Below are 23180 nucleotides of genomic sequence, written 5' to 3' on the forward strand. Positions count from 1 at the left end.
CAGCATGGTGCCGGAGGTTGCCACCCAGGATGACGGCAGGCCTGCGCAGACCGGCGCGGGCACCGGATTGGACCCCCTGCCATGCGATTGCCTGATGTCACTGCGCTGCTGCGCCGCCGCCACCTCGCGCTGGGAGCGGCACTGCTGGTTGCCCTGTTGCTGGCGATGTTGTTCCACGGCGTTTCCCGCGGCGACGCACAGCCCAGCGCGGCACCGCCACCGGTACCGGTGGTCACCACGCGCGTCGAGCAGCGTGATGTCCCCCACTGGCGAAGCGGCGTCGGCACGGTGCAGTCGCTGCAGAGCACCGTGCTGCGCCCGCAGGTGGATGGCGTGCTGACCGAAGTGCTGTTCGAGGAAGGGCAGAAGGTGCGCAAGGGGCAACTGCTCGCGCGTATCGATGATCGTGCCATCCGTGCCGGTCTGGGCGGTGCACAGGCGGCGCTGGTGCGCGACCGCGCCACGCTGGACGCGGCGCGCTCGGATCTGTCACGGCTGCAGCATCTGTCCAGCGACCAGCTGGTGTCGCGGCAGATGCTGGAGCAGCAGGCCGCCACCGTGCAGCAGTTGCAGGCCACCGGCCGCGGCAACCAGGCTGCGGTGGACGCAGCGCAGGTGCAGCTCTCGTATACGCGCATCGTGGCGCCGATGGACGGCCGCATCGGTCTGCGCCAGGTGGATCCGGGCAATCTGGTGCGCGCCAGTGACACGCAGGGGTTGGTGACCGTGCAGCAGACCGATCCGATCTCGGTGGTGTTCGCGCTGCCGCAGGACGCGCTGCCGCAGCTGCGACAGGCGCTCGCCGCAGGCGGCGCACAGGTGCAGGCACTGGACCGCGAGGGTGGCCAGCTGCTGGCTGAGGGCACGTTGCAGGTGATCGACAACCAGGTGGACGAGGCCTCCGGTACGGTGCGGCTGCGCGCGCGCTTCAGCAATGCGTCCGACCAGCTGTGGCCCGGGCAGCTGGTCAGCGTGCGGGTGCGTACCGGCCAGAGCAAAGGCGCGCTGGTGCTTGATGCCGCGGCGATCCAGCGTGGCGTGCAGGGCAGCTTCGTCTACCGCGTGGTCGCTGATGGCAGTGTGGAATCGCTGCCGGTCACGGTCGGTGAACAGGACGGCGGGCAGGTGGTCGTGCAGGGTGAGCTGCGGGTCGGCGACGTGGTGGTACGCGATGGACAGTCCCGCCTGCGGCCGGGCACGGTGGTGGCCGAGGCCAAACCCGCCGCAGCGCCTGAAGTGTTCCGGCGCGGGGCGGCACCGTGAGCGCGCGCACCTCGCTGTCCAGCTGGTTCGTCCATCACCCGGTCGCCACGACGCTGTTGACCCTGGCAGTGGTGCTGCTGGGCGTAGCGGCGTTGCCGCGCCTGCCGGTGGCGCCGTTGCCGGAGGCTGAGTTCCCGACCATCCGGGTCAATGCCAATCTGCCCGGTGCCAGCGCCGAGACCATGGCCTCGGCGGTGGCCACACCACTGGAAACCCAGCTGACGGGCGTGCCCGGCATCATCGAGATGACCTCGACCAGTGCACTGGGCAGTACCTCGATCACCCTGCAGTTCGATCTGGAAAAGAACATCGACACGGCCGCACAGGAAGTGCAGGCGGCGATCAACGCCGCCGCCGGCCGCCTGCCCAGTGAACTGCCGAACATGCCGACCTGGCGCAAGGTGAATCCGGCCGACAGTCCCATCCTGGTGCTCAGCGTGGTGTCGACCCAGATGTCGATGACCGAACTGAGCGATCTGGCCGAGAGCCGCCTCGCACGCTCGATCAGCCAGATCAGCGGCGTTTCGGAGGTCGGCATCGTCGGCCAGCAGCGTCCGGCGATCCGCATCCAGGCCCAGCCGGAGCGGCTGGCGGCGATGGGCCTGACCCTGTCCGACCTGCGTGGCGTGGCGCAGAACGCCAGCCTCAACCAGGCCAAGGGTGCACTGATGGGCGAGCAGCGCACGTCCACCTTCGAGGCCAACGACCAACTGTTCAGTGCCCAGGACTACCGGCGCCTGGTCGTTGCCTATCGTGACGGCGCACCGGTGGCGCTGGGTGACGTCGCGCAGGTGATCGACGGCGCCGAGAATGCCTACGTGCAGGCGTGGCCGAACGGCCAGCCCGGAGTCGGCCTGATCATCAGCCGGCAGCCCGGCGCGAACATCGTGCGCACCACCGATGCGGTGCTGGCCGCCTTGCCGGAACTGAGCGCGAACCTCCCGGCCAGCGTCGATGTGGAGGTGCTCAACGACCGTACGCGCACCATCCGCGCGTCGCTGCACGAGGTGGAGCTCACCCTGGTACTGACCATCGTGCTGGTGGTGCTGGTGATGGGCCTGTTCCTGCGCCAGCTTTCCGCCACGCTGATCGTCGGCGCGGTACTGGTGGTCGCACTGGTGGCGACCTTCGCCGCGATGTACGTGGCCGGCTTCAGCCTCAACAACCTGACCCTGGTGGCACTGGTGGTTGCGGTCGGCTTCGTGGTCGACGACGCGATCGTCGTGGTTGAGAACATCCACCGTCACCGCGAGGCCGGGCTCGGTCCGGTGGACGCCGCCCTGAAGGGCGCCGGCGAAATCGGCTTCACCGTGGTCTCGATCAGCCTGTCGTTGATTGCCGCCTTCATCCCTCTGCTGTTCATGGGCGGGGTGGTCGGGCGCCTGTTCGCCGAGTTCGCGCTGACCATCACCGTGGCGATCCTGATTTCCATCGTCGCCTCGCTGACCCTGGCACCGATGATGGCCGCGCACCTGATGAAGCGCATGCCGGCGCACCGGGACAGCGAGCGGACCCTGGCCGGGCGCCTGCTGGCCGGCTACGACCGCAGCCTGCAATGGGCCCTGCGCCGCCAGCGGCTGGTGCTGGCGGGCTTCGGCCTGACCGTGGCGGTGGCGGTGGCCTCGTACATAGTGATTCCCAAAGGCTTCTTCCCCCTGCAGGACACCGCCTTCGTGTTCGCCACCACCGAGGCGGCGCAGGACATCGGCTACGAGGACATGGTGGCCAAGCACCAGCAGCTCGCGCGCATCGTTGCGGATGATCCGGCCCTGCAGGCCTACAACCACGCGGTCGGTGCCACTGCCGGCAGCCAGACGCTGTCCAACGGCCGCTTCTGGTTCGTGCTGAAGGACCGCGGCGACCGCGATGTGGACGTGCACGGCTTCATTGACCGGGTGCGGGCGAAGATGGCCAGCGTGCCCGGCATCACCGTGTACATGCGCGCGGCGCAGGACATCAATCTCGGCGCCGGGCCGGCGCGGACGCAGTACCAGTACGCCCTGCGCGGACAGGACAGCCGCGAACTGTCGCAGTGGGCCGAGCAGCTGACCGAGCGGCTGCGGGGCCTGCCGCAGCTGCGCGACGTGTCCAATGACCAGCAGGTCGGCGCCAGCGTGACCCGGCTGGAGATCGACCGCACGGCAGCGGCGCGTTTCGGCCTGACCGCCAACGACATCGACCAGGTGCTCTACGATGCCTTCGGCCAGCGCCAGATCAACGAGTTCCAGACCGAAACCAACCAGTACCGGGTCATCCTGGAGATCGCGCCGGGCCTGCTGGGGCAGGTCGATGCGCTGTCCTACTTCCACCTGCGTTCGCCACTGACCGGGCAGATGGTGCCGCTGTCGGCCGTGGCCCAGGTGCAGCCCCCGGGCAATGGTCCGCTGTCGATCAGCCACAACGGCATGCTGCCGGCGGTGAACCTGTCCTTCAATCTGGCCCCCGGCGTTTCACTGGGCGAAGCGGTCGGCCTGGTGGAGCAGGCGCAGGCGCAGATCGGCATGCCTGCCAGCATCAGCGGCCGCTTCCAGGGCACGGCACAGGCCTTCCAGGAGTCGCTGGCCAGCCAGCCGCTGCTGATCCTCGCGGCCCTGCTGGCGGTCTACATCATCCTCGGCGTGCTGTACGAGAGTTTCGTGCACCCGCTGACCATCCTGTCCACTCTGCCGTCGGCCGGCATCGGAGCGGTGCTGATGCTCTGGCTGTGGGGGCTGGACTTCTCGATCATGGCGCTGATCGGCATCGTGCTGTTGATCGGCATCGTCAAGAAGAACGGCATCCTGATGGTCGACTTCGCCCTCGACGCACAGCGCAACCGCGGGCTGGCGCCGCTGGAGGCGATCCATGAGGCCTGCCTGACCCGGTTCCGCCCGATCATGATGACCACGCTGGCCGCGTTGCTGGGTGCCATTCCGCTGATGATCGGTTTCGGTACGGGTTCGGAACTGCGTCAGCCGCTGGGCGTGGCGGTGGTCGGTGGCCTGCTGATCAGCCAGCTGTTGACCCTGTACAGTACCCCGGTGATCTACCTGGCCCTGGACCGCCTGTTCCTGCAGCGTCGCCGCGAGCGCAGGGAGGCGGCGGGCGCTGCCCTGGCGGACCCTGGATGAAACTGCTGATCGTGGAAGATGAAGGCAAGACCGCCCACTACCTGCGCACCGGCCTGGGCGAGCAGGGCTGGGCGGTGGATCTGGCTGCGGACGGTGTCACCGGCCTGCATCTGGCGCGCGAGTTCGACTACGACGTGATCGTGCTGGATGTGATGCTGCCGGGCATGGATGGCTTCAGCGTGCTGCGCGAGCTGCGCCGCAGCAAGCAGACACCGGTGATCATGCTGACCGCGCGGGACCGCGTGGATGATCGCGTGCACGGCTTGGGGCAGGGCGCCGACGACTACCTGGTCAAGCCGTTCTCGTTCATCGAACTGCTGGCGCGGCTGCAGGCACTGGTGCGGCGTGGGCGCCAGCAGGAGCCGACCGAACTGCAGGTGGGCGATCTGCAGGTGAACCTGCTGGCCCGGCGGGCCTACCGCGATGGCTCGCGGCTGGACCTGACCGGCAAGGAGTTCGCGCTGCTGGCGCTGCTGGCACAGCGGCGGGGCCAGATCCTGTCCAAGACGGTGATCGCCGCCCAGGTCTGGGACATCAATTTCGACAGCAATACCAATGTGGTCGAAGTGGCGATCAAGCGCCTGCGCGGCAAGATCGACGGCCCTTACCCGAGCAAGCTGCTGCATACCGTGCGCGGCATGGGCTACGTGCTGGAAGTGCGCGAGGACGAGGGTGGGCGGGGATGAGGATGTCGATCGCCCAGCGCCTGTCGGCGATGTTCGCGCTGGCCGCATTGCTGGTGTTTGCTCTGCTGGGCGTGGGCGTCTATGGCGTGCTCGAGCGGCAGGTGGTGCGGTACCAGCATGCGGAACTGCAGACCAAGCTGCACGCGGTCAGTGGCAGCGTCGCGATGTGCGACAGCACCGAGCGCTGGACCAAGGTGCGCGAGAAGGTCGGCAACCTGATCTCAGGCGACCGCGACACCCTGGTCTGGGCATGGAGCGAGAACCCCACATTCCGCATCGGCCAGGCAGAGCCGCAGGTGCAGGCCCCCGGCAAGGGTGACAACGGCATGGGCACGCTGCCGCGTGAGGGCGGGCACCCGCTGCGCACGCTGTATGAGCGGGTGCCGGGCAAGGGCGCGCGACCGGATGTGGACCTGTGGATCGGCATCGACTCGGAGCCCTATACGCAGGCGCTGCAGCGCTTCGGCGTTGCGTTGTGGGTGGCCGGCGGGCTGGGCGTGCTGCTGGTGGCCGGGCTTGGCTACTGGATCGCCCGGCTGGGGCTGGCCCCGCTGCGGGCGCTGTCCAACGAGGCACGCTCGCTCAGCCCGCAGCGGCTGTCGCAGCGCCTGGCCGCGCAGGGACTGCCGGCCGAACTGGGCCACCTCACGCAGGCCTTCAACGGCGCGCTGGATCGGTTGGAAGCAGCGTACACGCGGCTGGACGGGTTCAACGCGGACGTCGCGCACGAGCTGCGCACCCCCCTGGCCAATCTGATGGGACAGACCCAGGTGGCCCTGTCCCGTCCGCGTGATGTGGCGGCGCTGCAGGAGGTCATGCAGTCCAACCTGGAGGAACTGGAGCGCCTGCGTGCGATCGTCAACGATATGTTGTTCCTGTCGCGGGCCGGCCAGGGCGATATCGCGGTGGAAACGCGTCAGGTCCAGCTGGCAGACGAGGTCGCCACCGCCGGTGAATTCATGGAATTCCTGTTCGAAGAGGCCCAGCTGACGTTGCATGTCGAAGGCGACGCCACCGCCCGCATCGATCCGTCGTTGTTCCGCCGCGCGCTGACCAACCTGTTGCACAACGCCGTGCAGCATGCGCGTCCAGGCAGCGACGTGCGTGTGCAGCTGCAGTCCGAAGGCGAGGGCGTGCGGGTGGCCGTGCTGAATGAAGGCAACGGCATCGCCGCCGAGCATCTGCCCCTGCTGTTCGAGCGCTTCTACCGGGTCGACCAGGCCCGTGAGTATCGGGGCGAGCGCCATCACGGGCTGGGGTTGTCCATCGTCAAGGCCATCGCCGCACTGCATGGCGGCGAAGTGTTCGTGGCCAGTTCGGACGGTCTGACGACGGTCGGCTTCACCGTGGCACGGTGAAGGGGCGATTCAGCCGGGCTGGCCGAAACGGTCGGCGAAGTCGTCGGTCGCGCGCACCAGCGCGTCGGTCGTGGCCGCTTCGTTCGCACTGTGGCCGGCAATCACCATCTCCAGCCTGGCTTCCGGCCACGCCTTGGCCAGTTCCCACGCGCTGCGTGGCGGACAGATGATGTCGTAGCGGCCCTGTACGATCACCGCCGGGAGGTGGCGGATCCGCTCCACATCGCGCAGCAGCTGGCCGGGCTCAAGGAAGGCCCCGTTGCGGAAGTAGTGCGCTTCAATCCGGGCCTTGGCCAGGGTATCCATCGGGTCGCTGCTGGATTCGGCGGACACCTCGTGCTGCAGGGTCGCAGCATTGTCCTCCCAGCCCAGCCACGCCATTGCGGCAGCAATGCGGATGGCGGGGTCCGGGCTGTCCAGGCGTGTCCAGTACGCCTGCAGCAGGTTGCCGCGCTCATCTTCGGGAATGTGCGCTTCATAGCGGTCCCAGCGCTCCGGAAATATCCAGCGCGCACCGCCCTGCGGCTCGGAAAACCATTGGTTCTCGATGTCCCGCCCCAGATACACGCCGCGCACGATGAGGCCGGTGGCGCGGGCGGGATGGGCCTGCGCGTACGCCAGCGACAACGTCGAGCCCCAGGAGCCGCCATACACCAGCCAGCGCTCGATACCGAGGTGCTCACGTACCTTCTCGATATCGGCCACCAGTTCCTGCGTGGTGTTGTCGCGCAGTTCGCCGAACGGGGTGGAACGGCCGCTGCCGCGCTGGTCGATCAGCACGATGCGGTACCGCGCCGGGTCGAAGAAGCGACGATGCGTGGGTGAGATGCCGGCACCGGGACCGCCATGCAGATACACCACCGGAATGCCGTCGGCCGTCCCGCACTCTTCGACATGCAGGGTGTGCAGCGTGCTCACGGGCAGAGTGTGCTCGCGATAGGGCGTGATCGGGGGATACAGCGTGCGCATGATGGACGTCAGTGGACCGGGGCCTGACAGCATACCCCCGGCGCGCGCCTACAATGGCGTCATGTCCAGGCAGCCCACTCTCGACGACCTGCGCCGCTACGCGGTGGCGCGCACCCTGTTCCCGCCAACAACGTTGATGGCCGCGATCCGGCGGCTGGGCTTCGTACAGGCCGATCCGATCCGCGCGCCGGCCCGGGCACAGGATCTGACACTGCGGCATCGGGTGAAGGACTATCGGGCCGGTGACCTCGAGCGGCGTTACCCGCGCCTGCCGGTAGAGGAGGACTGCCTGGTCAACTACGGCTTCCTGCCGCGCGAGTACCTGGCGTTGATGCATCCCCGCGTCGCCCGGCGCGCATGGGACGCGGACACCGAACGCCGTGCGGCGGATGTGCTGGCGTTCGTGCGCGAACGTGGCAGCGTGCATCCGCGCGAGGTCGACCAGGCGTTCGCGCACGGCCGGGTGACCAACTACTGGGGCGGCACCAGCAACGCCAGCACGCATCTGCTGGAGGGCATGCACTATCGCGGCCTGCTGCGGGTGCAGCGGCGCGACAGCGGAACGCGCATCTACAGCGTGGCCGAGCATGCGCCGGCGGAGGACAGCGAGGACGGGCGCGTGCGGCGCGCGGCGGCACTGGTCGCGCTGATCGTGCGCAAGTACGCGCCGCTTCCATCGGCCAGCCTGACCTACCTGGCCCGGCTGCTGGGCTACGGCGCACCGCATCTGGCCGAGCAGACCCGGCAGGCGCTGAAGCTGGCGAAAGAACAGCTGGCGAGCGCTACCGTGGAGGGCACCACGTGGTACTGGCCGGCGGACGAGAATCCGCGCTCACGACGGCATGCGCCGGACGAGCAGGTACGCCTGCTGGCGCCGTTCGATCCGGTGGTCTGGGACCGTCGGCGGTTCGAGCTGCTGTGGGGCTGGGTCTACAGGTTCGAGGCCTACACGCCGGCGCCCAAGCGCCAGTATGGCTACTACGCGCTGCCGATGCTGTGGCACGAGCAGGTGGTGGGGTGGGCCAATGTGACTGTCCGCGACGGCCAGCTTGAGCCATCGCTCGGCTATGCGGGGCGCTCACTGGCGCGCGACCGGCTGTTCCGCGGTGCGCTGGAGGACGAGCTGCAGCGCATGGCGCTGTTTCTGGCAGGCGGGCGCGGGGCCGGGTAGCGCTCGCAGCAGGTTGCTGTGGGCGCGTTCGCCATGATCGCCGAGCGTCGTTTCGATGACGTCGACGGCGCCTGCATGACGGCGCAGGCACAGTGGTAGCTCTGCCCGCCGGCTTCAGGAGTTCTGCATGGCCCGCCGCAAGACGCTGCGCATCGCCACGTTCAACGTCAACGGTATCGGCACGCGCTTGCCCCATCTGCTTGCCTGGCTCGACAGGACATCGCCGGACGTGGTCGCATTGCAGGAGCTGAAGGCCACTGATGCTGCATTCCCGGCCGATGCGCTGGAACAGGCCGGCTACGGTGCACTGTGGCTGGGCGAAGCGCGATGGAATGGCGTGGCCCTGCTGGCAAGGGATGCGGTGCCGGTGGAAAGCCGGCGGCGGTTGCCGGGCGAACCGGCGGATGTGCAGAGCCGCTATCTGGAAGCGGCGGTGCACGGCATCGTCGTGGGTGGTCTCTACCTGCCCAACGGCAATCCCCAGCCGGGCCCCAGGTTCGACTACAAGCTGCGCTGGATGAAGCGCCTTATCCGTCACGCGCGCAGCCTCGTCGATCTCCCGCACCCTGCAGTGCTGCTGGGTGATTTCAACGTCATCCCCACCGAGGCCGATGTGTACGACCCGAAGGCATGGCGCCGCGACGCGCTGTTCCAGCCGGAGGTGCGCGAGCAGTTCGAGCATCTGCTCGCGCAGGGCTGGACCGACGCCCTGCGCAGCGTGCACGGTGACAGCACGATCTACACATTCTGGGACTACTTCCGCCAGCATGCCGAGCGCGACCGGGGACTGCGCATCGATCACCTGCTGCTGAACCCGATCCTGGCGGCACGCCTGGTGGATGCAGGCGTGGATCGTTGGGTGCGCCTGCAGGACAAGGCCAGCGATCACGCGCCAACGTGGGTGACGGTGCGCACCTGATCCGGATCCGGCGTTGTCCGTCAGCACTGTGGTGGGGCGTCCGCTCAGCGCGTCTGCAACGATGCCTGCAGGGCGGCGGCCAGGGCAGCATCACCTGACACCAGGTCACGCCAGCGCAGGACCACACCCTTGCGCCGGCCTTTTTCCACCAGCTTCAGGCCCTGCGGATCAAGCGTCAGGGTGTAGTGCTGGCCGTCGATCTCCAGTTCACGCCGCAGTGGCCGGTCCAGCGGCGTCATCTGCGTGCTGCCGATGCAGGCCGGGGGGCGCGTGCCGAGACGTGCCGATGGCCGCGGACATGCCAGCGCCACGGAAAGTCGACGGCGCGGCTGATGCCGATCCGCGGGCCGATGACCGGGTCCGTCGGCGGAGGTGTGCCGTCGCGGGCAATGACCACACCGTGGCTGCCCGTCACCAGATCGGCGCCGTCGAAGCTCTTGTCCAGGCCGAATGCCTGGGACAGCTTGCCTGGGCCGCTGGCAAGATCGAGGTCGTGCCGTGCGGCTGGCCTGAGTTCCCGCATCCTGTCGATGCCCTGCACGGGCTCCGCTGCGCGCAGCAGGACTGCCACGCCCTCGTGTTCCTGCCCGCACACCACGTTGCTTCCCCAGTGGATGCCGTAGCTGAAGTACACGTACAGATGCCCGGCCTCCCCGAACATGCTGGCTGTCCGGGGCGTCGGTCCTCGGTAGGAGTGCGCGGCCGGGTCCTGGCTGCCGCCGTAGGCCTCGACCTCGACGATACGGGCCGCCCGTCCATCGCTGCGTATCAGCAGCGCATTCAGGAGTTCGGGGGCGACCTCCTGCGGCGGACGCTGGTAGAAACGGCGCGGCAGGAGCGTCCAGTGATCGGGCAGCCAGTCAGGCACGGCGGTAGCGGGTCGGCGAATGGGGGATCAGTCTGGCGCTGGCAGGGTGAAGCGGATGCGGACGCGGCGTCAATCCGGTGAACGCGGCGCGCGAAGCGCCGCACGCCGGGCGGCGTAGACTTCCGGCGTCTGCGGTTTGACGAACAGCGCCACCAGTTCCGGGTACTCACGCTTGACGGCGTTTTCGATGCGGGTGATGCAGGCCTCGATCTGCGGCGTATGCCGATCATCCTCGAACTCCGCGCTGAGCATGGCCACCACCTGCTCCGGGCCCATCTGCATGGTGGTCACGCCATTGGCGCGGCGCAGATCGGCATCGGTTTCGGCGACGGCCAGGATGCGCTCGGCCACCGCTGGATGGGCAGGCTCGCCCACCAGCAGACCCTTGGTCTCGCGTGCCAGCAGAAACGCAGTCACCGCCAGAACTGCGGCGATGCACAGCGAGGCCACGCCGTCCAGGACCGGCATGTCCAGCAGTTGCGCCGCGACCAGCCCGGCCAGCGCGAATCCGAGACCGAGCAGGGCTGCACTGTCCTCCAGAAGCACGGTGAACGTGGACGGGTCCTTGCTGCGTCGGAACGCCTCGAAATAGCCGAGCCTGCCCTTGGTGCGGCGGAACTCGCGCAGCGCCACCCACCACGACGCGCCTTCGAAGAGGATGGAAATGCCCAGCACGCTGTAGCTCAGCACATGGTGGGTCGCCGGTTCCGGCTGGCGGATGTGCTGGATGCCCTCGTATGCCGACACGCCCGCGCCCGCCGCAAACACCAGCAAGGCCACGATGAAGCTCCAGAAATACAGCTCGCGCCCGTAGCCGAATGGATGCACGGCGTCCGGCGCCTTACCGGCCCTGCGCAGCCCGTACAGCAACAGCACTTCGTTCAGGGTGTCGACCAGCGAGTGCACGCCTTCACTGAGCATCGCTGAACTGCCGGAGATGCCAGCGGCGATGAATTTGGCCACGGCAATGGCGAGGTTGCCGGCCAGGGCGGCATAGATGACGAGGCGGGGACCGGTGGGGGCGGACATCGTAGGGCGGTTCAAGGAAGGTTGCCTGATCTTCCTGATGCTGCCGTCCCCGGGGCGTGCAGGGCGTCCGTCAGCGACCCTTCGGATTCAGGTAGAGCCGCGCGCCGTCGGACTCGCGAAAGCCAGACCACCGTCCGCCACCCGATGCACGGAAACGGCCGTACACCGTGTTGCTGGTGTCGGTCAGCAGCAACTGGTTACCGGAAAGCACCCAGCGGTTGGCCGGGAAGAATCCCTCTGGACAGCCCGCCGGCACATAGGCGCTGTAGCCGCCGAACCACTCCATGCTCTTTAGTTCGATCGTGCAGGTGTTCCCGTTCTCCTCGCCCAGCGTCCACGTGCCGAACAGGTCGCTGTCACGCAGATCGCGGGGATGGCGGCGTTCCTGGCCCCAGCGATCGGTGTCATCGGGGACGCCGATCTCCAGATCCACGCCGGTGCTCTCGCTGTTCGATTCGGAATGCGTCCGGGAATGGGTGCTGGACTGCGAGGTCATCGAGCCGCTGCTGCCGAAGGCCGTGTCATCGCTGCGCTGGCTTTGGCTCTGGGTGGTCGAGGTCTGGGTGGTCTGCGAGGTCTCGGTGCTCTGCTGGCCAAAGCCGAAGGATGCATCCTGGGCCATGACGGGAAGGGTCAGGCAGCACAGCGCGGCCAGGCAGGTACGCGGGAGCAGGGCGATCATGGCGGGATGCTCGGGAGGGCGACCCGGAAAGCATGAGACCGGCAGGGTGGGAGACCGCGTGATGGTGCCATGCCGGCTGCGCAACGGCACTCGATGGCGGGCACCGTGGCGGTGCCCGTCGCCCCGGTCCCGGCCCTCAGGGCCTGGGTTTCAGCCGCGCCACGCGTCGTCGGTACTGGTAGACGTTGTCGCCCTCGATGCGGGTGGCCTCGGTGCCGCGCACCTGGCCCACCTTCTGGTCCGAGCCGCTGACGGGCGCGGCCTGCACTTCGGTTTCATGCTCGAAGGCGTGTGATTTGTCGGTATTGCGGTAGTAGCGGTACAGCGCCCAGTACAGCGCGGTCGCGCCGGCCGGACCTGCCGCCAAGAGCCAGAGGCCACTGTCGTCGCTCATGCGGTCGCCATCAGAATGAGGATTGCCACTGCTTCGATGATCGTGCCGGCCGTAAGGGCTGCCAGCAGCATCTTCCACTGCTGCACGGGCACGCTTCCCATGGTTTCGCCGGTACGCCCGTTCACCGCGATGTAGTGCAGCATGCCGCCGTTGCGGCCGGGCTGATGATAGGAGTACAGCCAGACCGGCAGGTACATGGATACCCAGCGGGTGCCATGCACGTCCAGCTGTTCCTGCTCCCAGCGGACGCCCCGGTTGTAGCCGCGCACCGATGCTTCCACCTGTGCGCGCGCGATCGACAGCAGCTGGTCCTCCAGCCGCGGGCGCAGCGTTTCGACATCGAGATTGCGCTTCTCGGACGTGAAGCCGGCCAGGTAGGACGCGTTCCATTTCACCGCGTTCTTGGTGTCGAACGGCAGAATGGTGTTGATGATGTTGTTGGTGTTGGCACTGATGTCCAGATTGCCGCGCTCGGCAGAGGATTCCAGCGGCAGATCGTCGACGGTGAAGTTCACCTGGCGCTCGATCTGGTAGACATCGGCGTCGTATACGGTGCGCTTGTTCTTCTCGCTGCCCACGGTGTATCGGCGGGTCTGGATCTCGCCCTTGCCCGCCACGGCGGCGCTGACATTGCTGTCCACGATCATGTACGGCAGGTACACGCCGACCACGTTCTCGGGCGTGAACTGATCCTTGAAGGCTTTCAGGGCGAACAGACGGCGCTTGTCGACGAACTGGCGGATGCGGGCAACCGCATCGTCCTTGCTGATGTGGAACGGCAGTACCGCATCGGGCACCGCGCCATTGGCGATCTGCTCGTTGACGCCGAACACATGCCGGCACCAGTGGCAGCGCGCCGTCATCGTGCTCTCGGTGTTGACCGTGACTTCGGCGCCGCAGCCGGTGCATTTGAAGCTCATCAGCGCCGACGCATCGGCATCGATGTCGCGTGCACCGCTGGCAATGATGGTGCCACGCAGCTGGTCGATGTTCTCGCCCAGACCGAATGCCTCTTCCACCCGGGCGCCATGCCATTCGTGACGGCAGTACAGGCAGACCAGGATGTCCGCGCCGAGCTTGGGCCGGATATCGGTGGCGCCGCATTTCGGGCACCGGTTCAGGCCGTCCTTCAACTCGGTGGCGGAGGTGTCGATGGCCAGCGGGTCCGGGGCGTCCACTTCGTCGCGGATCGCCTGCGGCAGCGGCGAGGTGTCCAGCGGGAAGCTGCCGGGTGGGGGAGGGACGTCCCGCGGCGAGCCCGGACCGTCCAACGCCGCCCCCGGCAACGGCGGCGGTGTCACAGGGCCGGAAGCGGGCAGCGGAGGCGGTCCGTTGCGTGGATCTGACATGTGCGGTTCGCGTCCTGCGGGTTACAGGCCCAGCGCCTTGGCCTTCAACGCATCATAGTCATCCTGGGTGATCAGGCCCAGGTCCAGCATCTCCTTGGCCTTTTTCAGCTTGGCCACCGGGTCATCCGCGGCCGGGGTGGCCGGCTGCTGCATGCCGCCGACACCGAACATGCCCGATGCCATGCCGACCCCCACCAGGCCTGCCGCGCCGCCGTTCTCGCCGGCGGACTGGATGCCCTGGGCGACACTGGCCTGCAGGTTGGAGTTGCCGCGCGATCCGGCCAGCGCGTCGGCGCGCTGCACGGTCTTGAGCAGTTCACGGGTAGTGGCGTCGTACTCGATGGAGACGATCGCCGTCTTGACGATGGCCAGGCCGCGATCGCTCTGCCACTGGTAGGCCTGCTCGACGGCGGCCGACAGGCTCTGCGCGAAGCCGATCGAATCCTGCTGCAGCCGGGTGATGCGGTTGCCCTTGCCCGGATCGTTGGTGTACAGGCTGAAGGCCGGCGCCAGCGAGCCGACCACCTCATTGAACAGCTGGGTGGCGGCAGCGTTGTCCAGGTCGGTGAAGTCGAACACCTTGCCCGGTTGCAGGTAGGCTGCGGGTACGAAGTTCTTCACGAACAGGATCGGATCAACGATCTTCAACGTGTACGAACCGCGGGTGACCGCGCCGACCTGGGTGTTGAGGAAACCGTCATCCCAGTAGATCTCCGACTGGGTGCCGAAACGGTTGTCCGGCAGTTCCTTCAGCGAGACGAAGAAGGCGGCCTGCTGGCTTCCCGGCTGGCCACCGAACTTGAAGCGCTCCCAGCTCTGCTTGATGAAGGTGCTGACCAGGCCATCGCCGGCGAAGAGGGACTGCGAGTTCAGGTCGTCCGAGCGCCATTCGTATCCGCCCGGTTCGGCGACGAAGGCGGTGATGGCACCGTCCTGGAACAGCAGCAGGCCGTAGCCCTCGGGCACGACGATCTTCGAGCCGTTGCTGATGATGTTGGACGACCCCTGGGTGTTGGAGCCGCGCCCGGCATTGGTGCCCTGCGGGACCGCAGCGAACAGCGCTGCGGTGGCCGGCAGGCCGGTGGGCACGGTGTAGAAATCCTTCCACTGGTCGGCCAGCACACCACCGACCGCACCCTTCACCGCCTGTACCAGACCCATGGCCAACTCCCTGTTGTTGCGTGGACAGGCACCATGCCTGTCGAGCCCGCCTGAATATAGCAGCGGGCGGGGGCGGGCGTGCCATCCCTTGCTGAATCAGGCGGCGGGCGGCCGTCGCAGCGCCTGCAGCACGGCGGCCATGTCCAGCCCGCCCAGGCCGAGCCGCTGGGCGCGAGCGAAGAGAGCATCGCTGGCCTCGATCAGCGGTGCCGTGATGCCGGCGTCGTGCGCCGCCGCAGCCACCAGCTGGCTGTTCTTCAGCACGTCGGTGATCGACGCCTGCACCGCATAGTCGCCGCGCACCATCTTGTCGAGCTTGATCCGCGAAACGTCACTGGCCATCGGGCCGGCATCGAGCACCTGCGCGAAGCGCCCCAGCGGAATGCCGTGCGCCTCCGCGAAATGCACGGCCTCGGCCAGGCCGGTCACCAGCGTGATCAGGTACAGGTTCACGGCGAGCTTCATGCGCAATGCCGCGGGAACATTGCCGCAGGGAACGCATTGCCTGCCCAGCGGCGCCACCAGCGCGGAGGCCTGTGCGACGTCCTCGTCTTCACCTGCCAGCAGGATGACCAGCTGCGCGGCTTCGGCCTGCACCCGCGAGCCGGACACCGGGGCTTCCACATAGCGCCCGCCGGCTGCGCGCACCTGTTGTGCCAATGCCTGCGAATAGGACGCGGAGCTGGTCCCCATGTTGATCAGCAGGCGACCGGCAGCACGCGCGGCGAATTCGGGGCTGTCGCGTGCCAGCACGCTGTCGATCGCCGCGTCGTTGGCGAGCATGAGGATGATCGTGCCGCAGGCAGCGAACACGTCTTCAACGCCATCGGCCACTTCGACACCGGCGGCGACCGCCTCGGCGTCGTTGCGGCCCGAGCGCGACCATCCCAGTACCTGGCTTCCCGTCCGCGCCAGGTGCGACGCCATCGGCGTTCCCATCACTCCGAGCCCGATGAATCCGACAGGCATGACTGCTTCCGCTGGGGACAAGGCGCCCATCATGCCGCAGGGCGCCGGCGACCGGCAGGGATTGACCGCACGCAGTCGGGGACGCAGGCTGGGCCGGCTCATGGCCGCCCGACACCCATCGCCCCTGTCCGAATCCTCGCACGCCATTGAAGGGGTGGCGTGCGCGGAGGATGCGTGGCCCTGCCTGGTGCATGCGGGGAGGCCATGAACCAGAGCCCGGAACTGCTGCGCCGGTTGCTGCGTGCCCGCGACTGCATGGACCGCGCCAGCCACGAACCGTGGCCGGTCGCCCGTCTGGCCGAGGTCAGCGCAGTGTCCGTGGCGCACTTCGCACGCTCTTTCAAGCAGGCGTTTGGCATACCGCCCCATCGCTACCTGCTCAGCCGGCGCATCGAGCGGGCGGTTGCCCTGCTGCGCGAGACCGAACTGCCCATCACCGAGATCGCGCTGGCGACCGGCTGGGTCAGCCTGGGCACCTTTGGCCGCATCTTCCGTGACATCACCGGCGCCAGCCCGGGTGCCATGCGCGAACGCGAGCGCGCAGGGGTGGCGGCGCAGGGTCGGTTACCGGAGTGCCACGCCCGCGCGGCGCGACGCCCTGACCTGAAGACCGCAGTTCTGGAGAAGCGGCGACGCGACAGCGCTGCTAACGTCGCCCCCTGACTGAGGGAGGTCCCATGACGAACAGCGTGAATGTGGTCGGCCTGTACGTGCGCGACCAGGATGAAGCACTCGACTTCTACGTCGGCAAGCTAGGCTTCGAGGTGCACACCGATGTGCGCAACGGTGACTACCGCTGGCTGACGGTCCGCAGCCCCGGGCAGGACGGCGTCCAGCTTGGCCTGTTCCGGCCCGGCCCACCGGTCCACGACGCCGCCACCACGGCGAGCCTGCAGCAGCTGCTGGCCAAGGGGGCGATGCCGCCCCTGGTGCTCGCGGTGGACGATTGCCGGGCCACCTACGAAGCGTGGCGACAGCGCGGGGTCGAGTTCACCCAGGAACCGGTCGAGCGCTACGGCGCGGTCGATGCCGGATTCCGTGATCCTTCCGGCAATGGCTGGAAGATGATCGAGGCCCGGTCCGATGCGAGGCGGCGGCCATGAGCCGCGGGCGCGGGGCTGGCCCCACGCTGCATCCGGTTGACCGGATCACGCCACGGCGCCGGCCGCGTGGGCGGCCAGCAGGGCCGGCAGCTCATCCATGCGCGCGAACACCCGATGGACACCTGCGGCGCGCAGTGCCTCCGGGGTGCTGTGGTGCGGCCCGCCCTCGCTGAAGCCGAACACGGTGGCACCCGCGGCCACGCCGGCCGCAGCGCCGGTCACGGTGTCCTCGATCACCGCACAGCGTCGCGGCTCAGCGCCCAGCGAAGCGGCAGCGGCCAGGTAGACATCCGGATGTGGCTTGCTGCGCGGCATGTCCTGGCCGCTGAAGACATGGCCCTCGAAGGCGTCGAACATCCCGACCTTGCGCAGTTGCAGTTCCACCTTGTGCAGGTCCGCGCCGGACGCGCAGGCGATGCGGCCGCCGGTGGCGGCGTGGATGGCCCGCACGGCTTCAGGGGCACCTTCGATGGCGGTCAGGTCCCGCTCCAGGGCACGATTGCGCTGCTGGCGGAACTCCTCCAGCCATTCGGCGGTGAAGGGTTTTCCCGTGCGCTCCTCGATCAGGCCGGCCAATCCGGCAACGGACTTGCCGAGAAAGACCTCGCCTGCCTGGGCGGGGGTCAGCAGCCAGCCGCGCGCACTCAGCATCTCGGAGAGCACGCGGGCCACCAGCGGCTCGGAATCCACCAGTACGCCATCGCAGTCGAACAGCACCGCATCGAAGGGGTAGGGGGACATCGACAACTCCTGCCAGTGAAAAGCCCATCATTATCGCCGGTTCGCGCAGCGCCGGGTTGCCGGGCTGCGCATGGGATGCCGAGGGCGCGCCGACTACAGGCCCGGTTCCCGTCCCATGCGATGCGCCAACGCGAAGATCGCATCGGCCCCGGCCTGGGCAGCGTCCCTGTCTTCCGGCTGCAGGTCGCTGGTGAACAGGTCCTCGACCGACTCCGGCCCGCACATGCCCGACTGGCCGCACAGGCGGTTGAGCAGCGGAGAGTCGATTCCGCAGGGGATGCCGAGCCGGCATCCTGCGAGCATCCAGGCCGCTGTGGCGACCTCGCTGCCGGCGGGAACGCCCTGCAGCTGCTCGCGCCTGCCGGCCGCCGTCGAACCCATCAGGTTGGAAAGAGCCACGTACGCCTCGCCATCCTCCTGCAGGAGGACGGCTTCAATCAGTGTCCTGTGATCGGCCAGGGACAGATCAGAACGTGCAAGCGGGATCAGCTCTTCTATCTGGGCCACCAGACTGCCCTGCCGGGCGGCCAGGCTTCGGTAGTGCCGGACGTTCCTGATGCTCTCGAGAATGCGCAGCGACACCCCGGCACAGCGCCTCTGCAACCATGCATGGCTGCGTATCAGGGCCGCACGGCGCGCGGTCGGGATGTCGCTCGTCGCGAGTGCCGTAGGGTCGAGGGACATCATGCACTCGTCGTAGATCCGGCTCAGGGCCAGGCTGGCGTCGGCGTCGCCGCTGCGCGAGCGCTGCTCCAGGTCGGCGATGAGCAGATCCAGGCGGGCCGCCTCGCGGTAGCGCGCCATGGGTGAAAGCACGGGCCTGGCCTGTCCGGTACCCGCGGCAGCCATCGACGCCGGCGCACCGTGCAGCGCAGCCTCGGCCCCGATGCCCGTCGTGGGTGATGGCGTGCTGTCCGCGGACCGCCGCCAGCCAACGACCGTCATCGCCAGGATGACCAGCAGTGCAGCCACGCATGCGGCCATCCGGAACGGGAATTTTGCCATCGACCTCTTCTCGGCAATCGGATCTACCGGCACGGGCCGGGAGCTGTCTGTGTGCCTGCATCGGCACGCTCGAGCCTAGCACGCCGCATTCATGTTCAGGCCCGGCGACAGGGGCATTCCCGCCATGTTGCGTCGCAAGGTGTCTCCCACCATTCGCACTGGTACGGTCCGGCTCGTCGCACTGCAGCGACGGGGAGAAACGACGATGCGCAAGATGCTGCTGCTGTTGATCCTGTTGACCGGCCTGTCACCCGCCGCCTGGGCGGTGACCGTCACCACCACCCATCAGACGATACCCAGCTGGGACGGAACACCGCTCGGGGTATTCGTCATCCAGCCGCAGGGACAGGGCGAGGGACGCCTTCCGCTGCTGGTCATGCCCAGCAGCTGGGCCGTTCCCAGCGTGGAATATGTCGGCGTCGCGCAGGCGCTCGCCCAGCGTGGCTATATCGTGCTCAGCTACAGTTCGCGCGGATTCTGGGAGTCGGGTGGGGCGATCGACATCGCCGGACCCGCCACCGTGGAGGATGTCAGCGCGCTGATCGACTGGGCGCTGGACAACACCCGGGCCGATCCCGCCCGCATCGGTGTGTCCGGCATCTCCTACGGCGCCGGCACCAGTCTGCTGGCGGCGGCGCGTGATCCGCGCATCAAGGCAGTGGCCGCATTGAGCGGCTGGGCCGACCTGCAGGCGGCGCTGTACAGCAATGACACCCCCAGCGCGCAGGGCATTGCCCTGCTGGTGGCCGCCGGCCTGGCCACCGGCCGTCCCGGTGAGGAGCTGGCCACGATCAACCGCAGGGTGGTGACCGGCAACTTCCAGGGCGCGGTCGAATCGCTGCTGCCGGTTGCGGCACTGCGCAGCCCATCGGCCAGCGTGGCGGAGATCAACGCCAACCGCCCCGCCATCTTCCTGGCCAATGCCTTCAACGACAGCCTGTTCCCGCCCGGCCAGCTGGTGGACTTCTTCAATGCGTTGACCGGCCCCAAGCAGCTGCAGCTGCGTCATGGCGATCATGCCCTCAACGAGGCGCTGGGTGCGCTGGGCGTGCCGAATGAGGTCTACGCCTCGGTGGGGGACTGGTTTGATCACTACCTCAAGGGCGTGGCGAACGGCATCGATCGTGCCCCGGCCGTGCAGCTGAAATCGCAGAAGGGCAGCTGGACCACCTATGCAGACTGGCAGGCGACCCGTGCCGGCGCGACCCAGTACGCGCTGACCGCGCCGGGCGGACTCCTGCTTCCCACGGGCGGCCTGGTCGAGAACGGGCGCAGCAGTGGCTGGAGCTACCGCATCGGCAGTGGCCTGCCGACCGCCGCCAACTCCGGTGTCGCGATGGTGTCCGGCTCCCTGCAGATGATCAACGTTGCGCCTGGCGCCTACGTGCCCTTCATTGGCCGCAATGCCGCCGGCGTCTGGCAGAGCCCGGTCTACTGGAGCGCCCGTCGCCTGGATGGTATGCCGGAAGTACGCGTCACCGTCACCCCCAGCCGGGCCGACACCACGCTCTACGCGTATCTGTTCGTCGAGGACGTCCTCGGCAACGGGCAGCTGATCAGCCACAAGCCGTACACCCTGCGCGGCGCGACCCCGGGGCAGGCCAGCACGCTCGATCTGCGTCTTGAAGCGAGCAGCTGGAACATCCCGGCCGGAAGCCGGCTGACCCTGGTGATCGACACCGTGGACCTGCGCTATGCCGGCGTCAGCCAGCTGGGTGGAACGGTCACCTTCAGTTCCCCGGCCAACGCACCTTCAGTCCTGCGGGTGCCCCTGCACTGAGGCGATGCCGCCTTCCTTGACGGAGGCGCGTACGGTGGAGGAAGTGCGCGGCGCCGCTGCCAGCGGCGCCTGCTGCATCCGCGTGCCATGCGCCGCATACCATCGCAGGTCTGCGATGAAGCCCGCGATGTCGCGGGCCAACGCCGGGTCTGCCGTGCGTTGGCGCAGTGCCGGCATCAGGGCCCGCGCGATGGCTTCGATGCCACGCTCGCCAGCGATGGCCGCGCTGCCGCAGATGCGATGGGCCAGGTCGCCGGCCTTGCCCCAGACACCCGCCTCGACCGCGACCTGGAGATCCTGCAGGTCGCTGTCATACGATTCCCAGAAGACCTCCAGCATTCCGCGTGCGACTTCATCCCCCGGTCCCCGGCCCAGCCAGGCCCTGAGCTGGAAGGTGGAGAGAGGTTTGGTCACGACGTGATCGAACCCTGCCTCGGTGCACTCCCTGGCATGTTCGACGCCTTCCAGCGCTGAGATCGCCAGGATTCTGGCACGCCCCTGCTGTCGCGAGCGTTCAATCGCGCGGATCCGTCGGCACAGTGCGTAGCCGTCCATGTCGGGCAGGTTGCAGTCCAGCAGGATCGAGCCGAACTGAGGATCCGTCTCGATCACGCGCAGGGCATGTGCGGCGTCTGCCGCCAAGGTCACCGGCAGCCCCATCGCCTCGATCTGCGCCTTGAACATCCGTGCACTGTAGATGTGATCTTCCACGATCAGTACCGATGGATTTCCAAGCGTGGCAGTCGCCTGCGGTTGCAGTGCGGGCGTCGGTGCAGAAGGCTCGCAAGCCCGCGCGTGACGCGCGGGAAGCACGACGTGGAAACGACTGCCTTGTTCGGGGCTGCTCTCCACACGGATGGAACCCCCCAGCCGCTGCGTGATGCGTGAGCAGATGGACAGGCCCAGGCCAGCGCCGCCCAGGGCGCGTCCCTGCCGGCTCTGCCAGTAGTCGGAGAACAAGGCTTCGCGCTCCTCGGCACTCATGCCGATGCCGCTGTCGATGACCTCGATGTTCAGCGTGCAGTGCCCGGACGTGCCGGCCTCCACCCACAGGCGCACACGTACGTCACCGTTGCGTGTGAACTTGATCGCGTTGGACAACAGGTTGACGACCACCTGCCGCACCACGATGGGATCGATCCACAGATCGCCCGGCTCGCCACCGGGCAGTTCGACATGGCATGTCACGTTGCGCTCGCGCGCCTGCGGGCGGAACGCGCGCACCGACTCCTCGATCAGGGGGCGCAGCGCGACCCGCGTTGGCTCCGCTGCGCGGCTGCCTCCTTCAAATCGCGAGTACTCCAATGCGTTGTTCAGCAGAAGACTGAGGCTGGAGGCACTGGCCAGGGCTGCATCGAGGGCCTCTTCCTGCTCCGGAAGCACGGGTCCCTTGCCGAGCAGGTCGGTTGCCGAAAGCAGCGCATTGGCCGAATTGCGGATTTCATGGCTGACCACGGCCAGCATCCTTGCCTTCTCCTGCGCGGCGCGTTTGGCCAGATCCCGTGATTGCTTCATCTGGTAGGCCGCGAACGCCAGCGCCAGCAGGACGAGGGCGGCGGAAATCGCTTCCGTCCGGTAGTACAGCAGGATTGCGCCGATCGAAGGCGGCGTGCGGTACACCGTCTCCAGCCAGCCATCGATCACGTCCCGGTGATGCGCGACCGAAAGCGCGCGGAGTCCGCTGTCGATGGTGTCCAGCAGCGCCTTGTCCTCGCGCCTGACCACCGCACGCACCACGATCGGCAGCTCCGCGACCGCACCGGACGCGACCAGAGTGTGCTGGAAATAGCGACGGATCACCGGGTTGTACAGCGCATCGGTTCCCAGCGCCGCATCGGCCGTTCCCGACTCGACCGCACCGAGGATCTGCGGCACTCCCGTGAACTCCAGCACCTTGATATCCGGATGATGGCGCCGGATCCAGTCAACGTACTGGCTGCCCTCGCGTACGGCGACCACGTGGCCGGCCAGCGCGCCAAGCGTAGCGAAACCGGGCCCCGCCGCTCGCGAGAACAGCAATGTCCTGCCCTCGAAGTAGGGTGGCGACACCAGGAAGCGGTCATCCTGTGGAAGATCCAGGTCCATGACCGAAGGCACAAGATCCACCTCGCCCGACTGAAGCTGACGGTAGGCCTCCGCGGGCGATCCGGTGGGTACGAACTGGAAGCGGACGCCCGCGAGCCCGGCGATGTGCATCATGTAGCGATAGGCGGAAGCACCTTTCCCGGTGGCGAAGCCAACCGCACGCCCTCCATCAAGCTGCGGATCGGCGGCCACACGGATGATGCGCGCCTGCGTGGCGTCGTCGTTGCGGGAGGAGTGATGGACGCCGGCAGCAAGCGCGCAGAGCACAAGCGCGGCTGCAGCCAGCAGCCCGGCCATTCCTGTTGATCGTTTCATCGGCCTTCCAGAGGCGGGCAAAGCTCGTGAGCGGATCTCACGGGACGTTGTGCTGAAGAGGCCGTGGCGGCGCGGTGCTGTCACCCCCCCGGTGCTCCTCCATTTCGGTGCTGGAAGGCTAGCAAAGAGTGCCCGATGCGTCTTTGCAACTAATTGTATTGGAGAACCTGAACGAGCCGTACATCATTCGTGCCCCGGCCCGCTGCTGCCGTCCCACTACACG

The 23180-nt window shown here is 67.8% G+C and carries 21 protein-coding genes; 9 read left to right on the forward strand and 12 right to left on the reverse strand.

Features of this window, described 5'->3' with window-relative positions; all coding sequences use genetic code 11:
• Positions 1-81: 81 nt before the first annotated feature.
• Genes N7367_RS00060 through N7367_RS00075 form a run of 4 tightly spaced genes read left to right on the forward strand, consistent with a single transcriptional unit; the run spans position 82 to position 6417 of the window.
• Positions 82-1263, forward strand: coding sequence for an efflux RND transporter periplasmic adaptor subunit (locus N7367_RS00060; RefSeq protein ID WP_279941430.1), 1182 nt, complete (start codon positions 82-84; stop codon positions 1261-1263).
• The gene (locus N7367_RS00065) at positions 1260-4373 is read left to right on the forward strand and encodes a multidrug efflux RND transporter permease subunit (protein WP_279941431.1); all 3114 of its coding nucleotides are present in this window, start codon (positions 1260-1262) and stop codon (positions 4371-4373) included. The genes N7367_RS00060 and N7367_RS00065 overlap by 4 nt, the downstream gene beginning before the upstream one ends.
• Entirely contained in the window at positions 4370-5059 is a 690-nt protein-coding gene (locus N7367_RS00070) for a heavy metal response regulator transcription factor (protein WP_053515914.1), read from the forward strand. Before N7367_RS00065 ends, N7367_RS00070 begins: the two co-directional genes overlap by 4 nt.
• Positions 5056-6417, forward strand: a complete 1362-nt coding sequence (locus N7367_RS00075; protein ID WP_279941432.1) for a heavy metal sensor histidine kinase — start codon at positions 5056-5058, stop codon at positions 6415-6417. The genes N7367_RS00070 and N7367_RS00075 overlap by 4 nt, the downstream gene beginning before the upstream one ends.
• A 9-nt stretch (positions 6418-6426) precedes the next feature.
• Here N7367_RS00075 and pip read toward each other — a convergent pair whose 3' ends face one another.
• The gene (gene pip, locus N7367_RS00080; protein ID WP_279941433.1) at positions 6427-7386 is read right to left on the reverse strand and encodes a prolyl aminopeptidase; all 960 of its coding nucleotides are present in this window, start codon (positions 7384-7386) and stop codon (positions 6427-6429) included.
• 61 nt (positions 7387-7447) lie between these two features.
• On the opposite strand from pip, the gene N7367_RS00085 reads away from it, so the two are divergent.
• Positions 7448-8557, forward strand: a complete 1110-nt coding sequence (locus tag N7367_RS00085; protein ID WP_279941434.1) for a crosslink repair DNA glycosylase YcaQ family protein — start codon at positions 7448-7450, stop codon at positions 8555-8557.
• Between the two features lie 127 nt (positions 8558-8684).
• On the forward strand, positions 8685-9476 hold the full coding sequence (locus N7367_RS00090) for an exodeoxyribonuclease III (protein ID WP_065182313.1): 792 nt from the start codon (positions 8685-8687) through the stop codon (positions 9474-9476).
• A gap of 44 nt (positions 9477-9520) precedes the next feature.
• Here N7367_RS00090 and N7367_RS00095 read toward each other — a convergent pair whose 3' ends face one another.
• From N7367_RS00095 to N7367_RS00130, 8 genes are all read right to left on the reverse strand, one after another.
• The gene (locus N7367_RS00095; RefSeq protein WP_111186911.1) at positions 9521-9715 is read right to left on the reverse strand and encodes a hypothetical protein; all 195 of its coding nucleotides are present in this window, start codon (positions 9713-9715) and stop codon (positions 9521-9523) included.
• Positions 9712-10344 carry a DNA-3-methyladenine glycosylase gene (locus N7367_RS00100; RefSeq protein WP_279941435.1) on the reverse strand — a complete coding sequence of 211 codons (633 nt, stop codon included), beginning with the start codon at positions 10342-10344 and terminating at the stop codon, positions 9712-9714. The genes N7367_RS00095 and N7367_RS00100 overlap by 4 nt, the downstream gene beginning before the upstream one ends.
• Before the next feature lie 69 nt (positions 10345-10413).
• Positions 10414-11373, reverse strand: coding sequence for a cation diffusion facilitator family transporter (locus N7367_RS00105; protein ID WP_053515898.1), 960 nt, complete (start codon positions 11371-11373; stop codon positions 10414-10416).
• A 70-nt stretch (positions 11374-11443) separates the two neighbouring features.
• On the reverse strand, positions 11444-12055 hold the full coding sequence (locus N7367_RS00110; protein WP_279941436.1) for an AprI/Inh family metalloprotease inhibitor: 612 nt from the start codon (positions 12053-12055) through the stop codon (positions 11444-11446).
• Positions 12056-12191: 136 nt separating this feature from the next.
• Complete coding sequence (locus N7367_RS00115) at positions 12192-12449, reverse strand: hypothetical protein (protein ID WP_053515893.1); 258 nt, start codon at positions 12447-12449, stop codon at positions 12192-12194.
• Positions 12446-13798 (reverse strand): TFIIB-type zinc ribbon-containing protein, encoded by a 1353-nt coding sequence (locus N7367_RS00120; protein WP_279941437.1) that lies wholly within the window; start codon positions 13796-13798, stop codon positions 12446-12448. Before N7367_RS00120 ends, N7367_RS00115 begins: the two co-directional genes overlap by 4 nt.
• Before the next feature lie 21 nt (positions 13799-13819).
• Positions 13820-14959, reverse strand: a complete 1140-nt coding sequence (locus N7367_RS00125) for an SPFH domain-containing protein (RefSeq protein WP_262100603.1) — start codon at positions 14957-14959, stop codon at positions 13820-13822.
• 96 nt (positions 14960-15055) lie between these two features.
• Complete coding sequence (locus N7367_RS00130) at positions 15056-15928, reverse strand: NAD(P)-dependent oxidoreductase (protein WP_279941438.1); 873 nt, start codon at positions 15926-15928, stop codon at positions 15056-15058.
• Positions 15929-16132: 204 nt separating this feature from the next.
• On the opposite strand from N7367_RS00130, the gene N7367_RS00135 reads away from it, so the two are divergent.
• Positions 16133-16591, forward strand: coding sequence for a helix-turn-helix transcriptional regulator (locus N7367_RS00135; RefSeq protein ID WP_279941440.1), 459 nt, complete (start codon positions 16133-16135; stop codon positions 16589-16591).
• Between the two features lie 14 nt (positions 16592-16605).
• Entirely contained in the window at positions 16606-17031 is a 426-nt protein-coding gene (locus N7367_RS00140; RefSeq protein WP_053515885.1) for a VOC family protein, read from the forward strand.
• A gap of 45 nt (positions 17032-17076) precedes the next feature.
• Here N7367_RS00140 and N7367_RS00145 read toward each other — a convergent pair whose 3' ends face one another.
• Positions 17077-17772 carry an HAD family phosphatase gene (locus N7367_RS00145; protein WP_279941441.1) on the reverse strand — a complete coding sequence of 232 codons (696 nt, stop codon included), beginning with the start codon at positions 17770-17772 and terminating at the stop codon, positions 17077-17079.
• Between the two features lie 93 nt (positions 17773-17865).
• Entirely contained in the window at positions 17866-18777 is a 912-nt protein-coding gene (locus N7367_RS00150) for a hypothetical protein (protein ID WP_279941442.1), read from the reverse strand.
• Positions 18778-18982: 205 nt separating this feature from the next.
• Here N7367_RS00150 and N7367_RS00155 point away from each other — a divergent pair, with 205 nt between their 5' ends.
• A complete protein-coding gene (locus tag N7367_RS00155; protein WP_279941443.1) occupies positions 18983-20557 on the forward strand; it encodes an alpha/beta fold hydrolase in 1575 nt (524 codons plus the stop codon).
• Here N7367_RS00155 and N7367_RS00160 read toward each other — a convergent pair.
• Positions 20531-22957, reverse strand: a complete 2427-nt coding sequence (locus N7367_RS00160) for an ATP-binding protein (RefSeq protein ID WP_279941444.1) — start codon at positions 22955-22957, stop codon at positions 20531-20533. The two genes, N7367_RS00155 and N7367_RS00160, sit on opposite strands and share 27 nt — an antisense overlap.
• Positions 22958-23180 lie beyond the last annotated feature (223 nt).

It is taken from the genome of Stenotrophomonas sp. GD04145, from assembly GCF_029835135.1.
In the GTDB taxonomy this organism is placed as follows: Bacteria; Pseudomonadota; Gammaproteobacteria; order Xanthomonadales; family Xanthomonadaceae; genus Stenotrophomonas; species Stenotrophomonas maltophilia_P.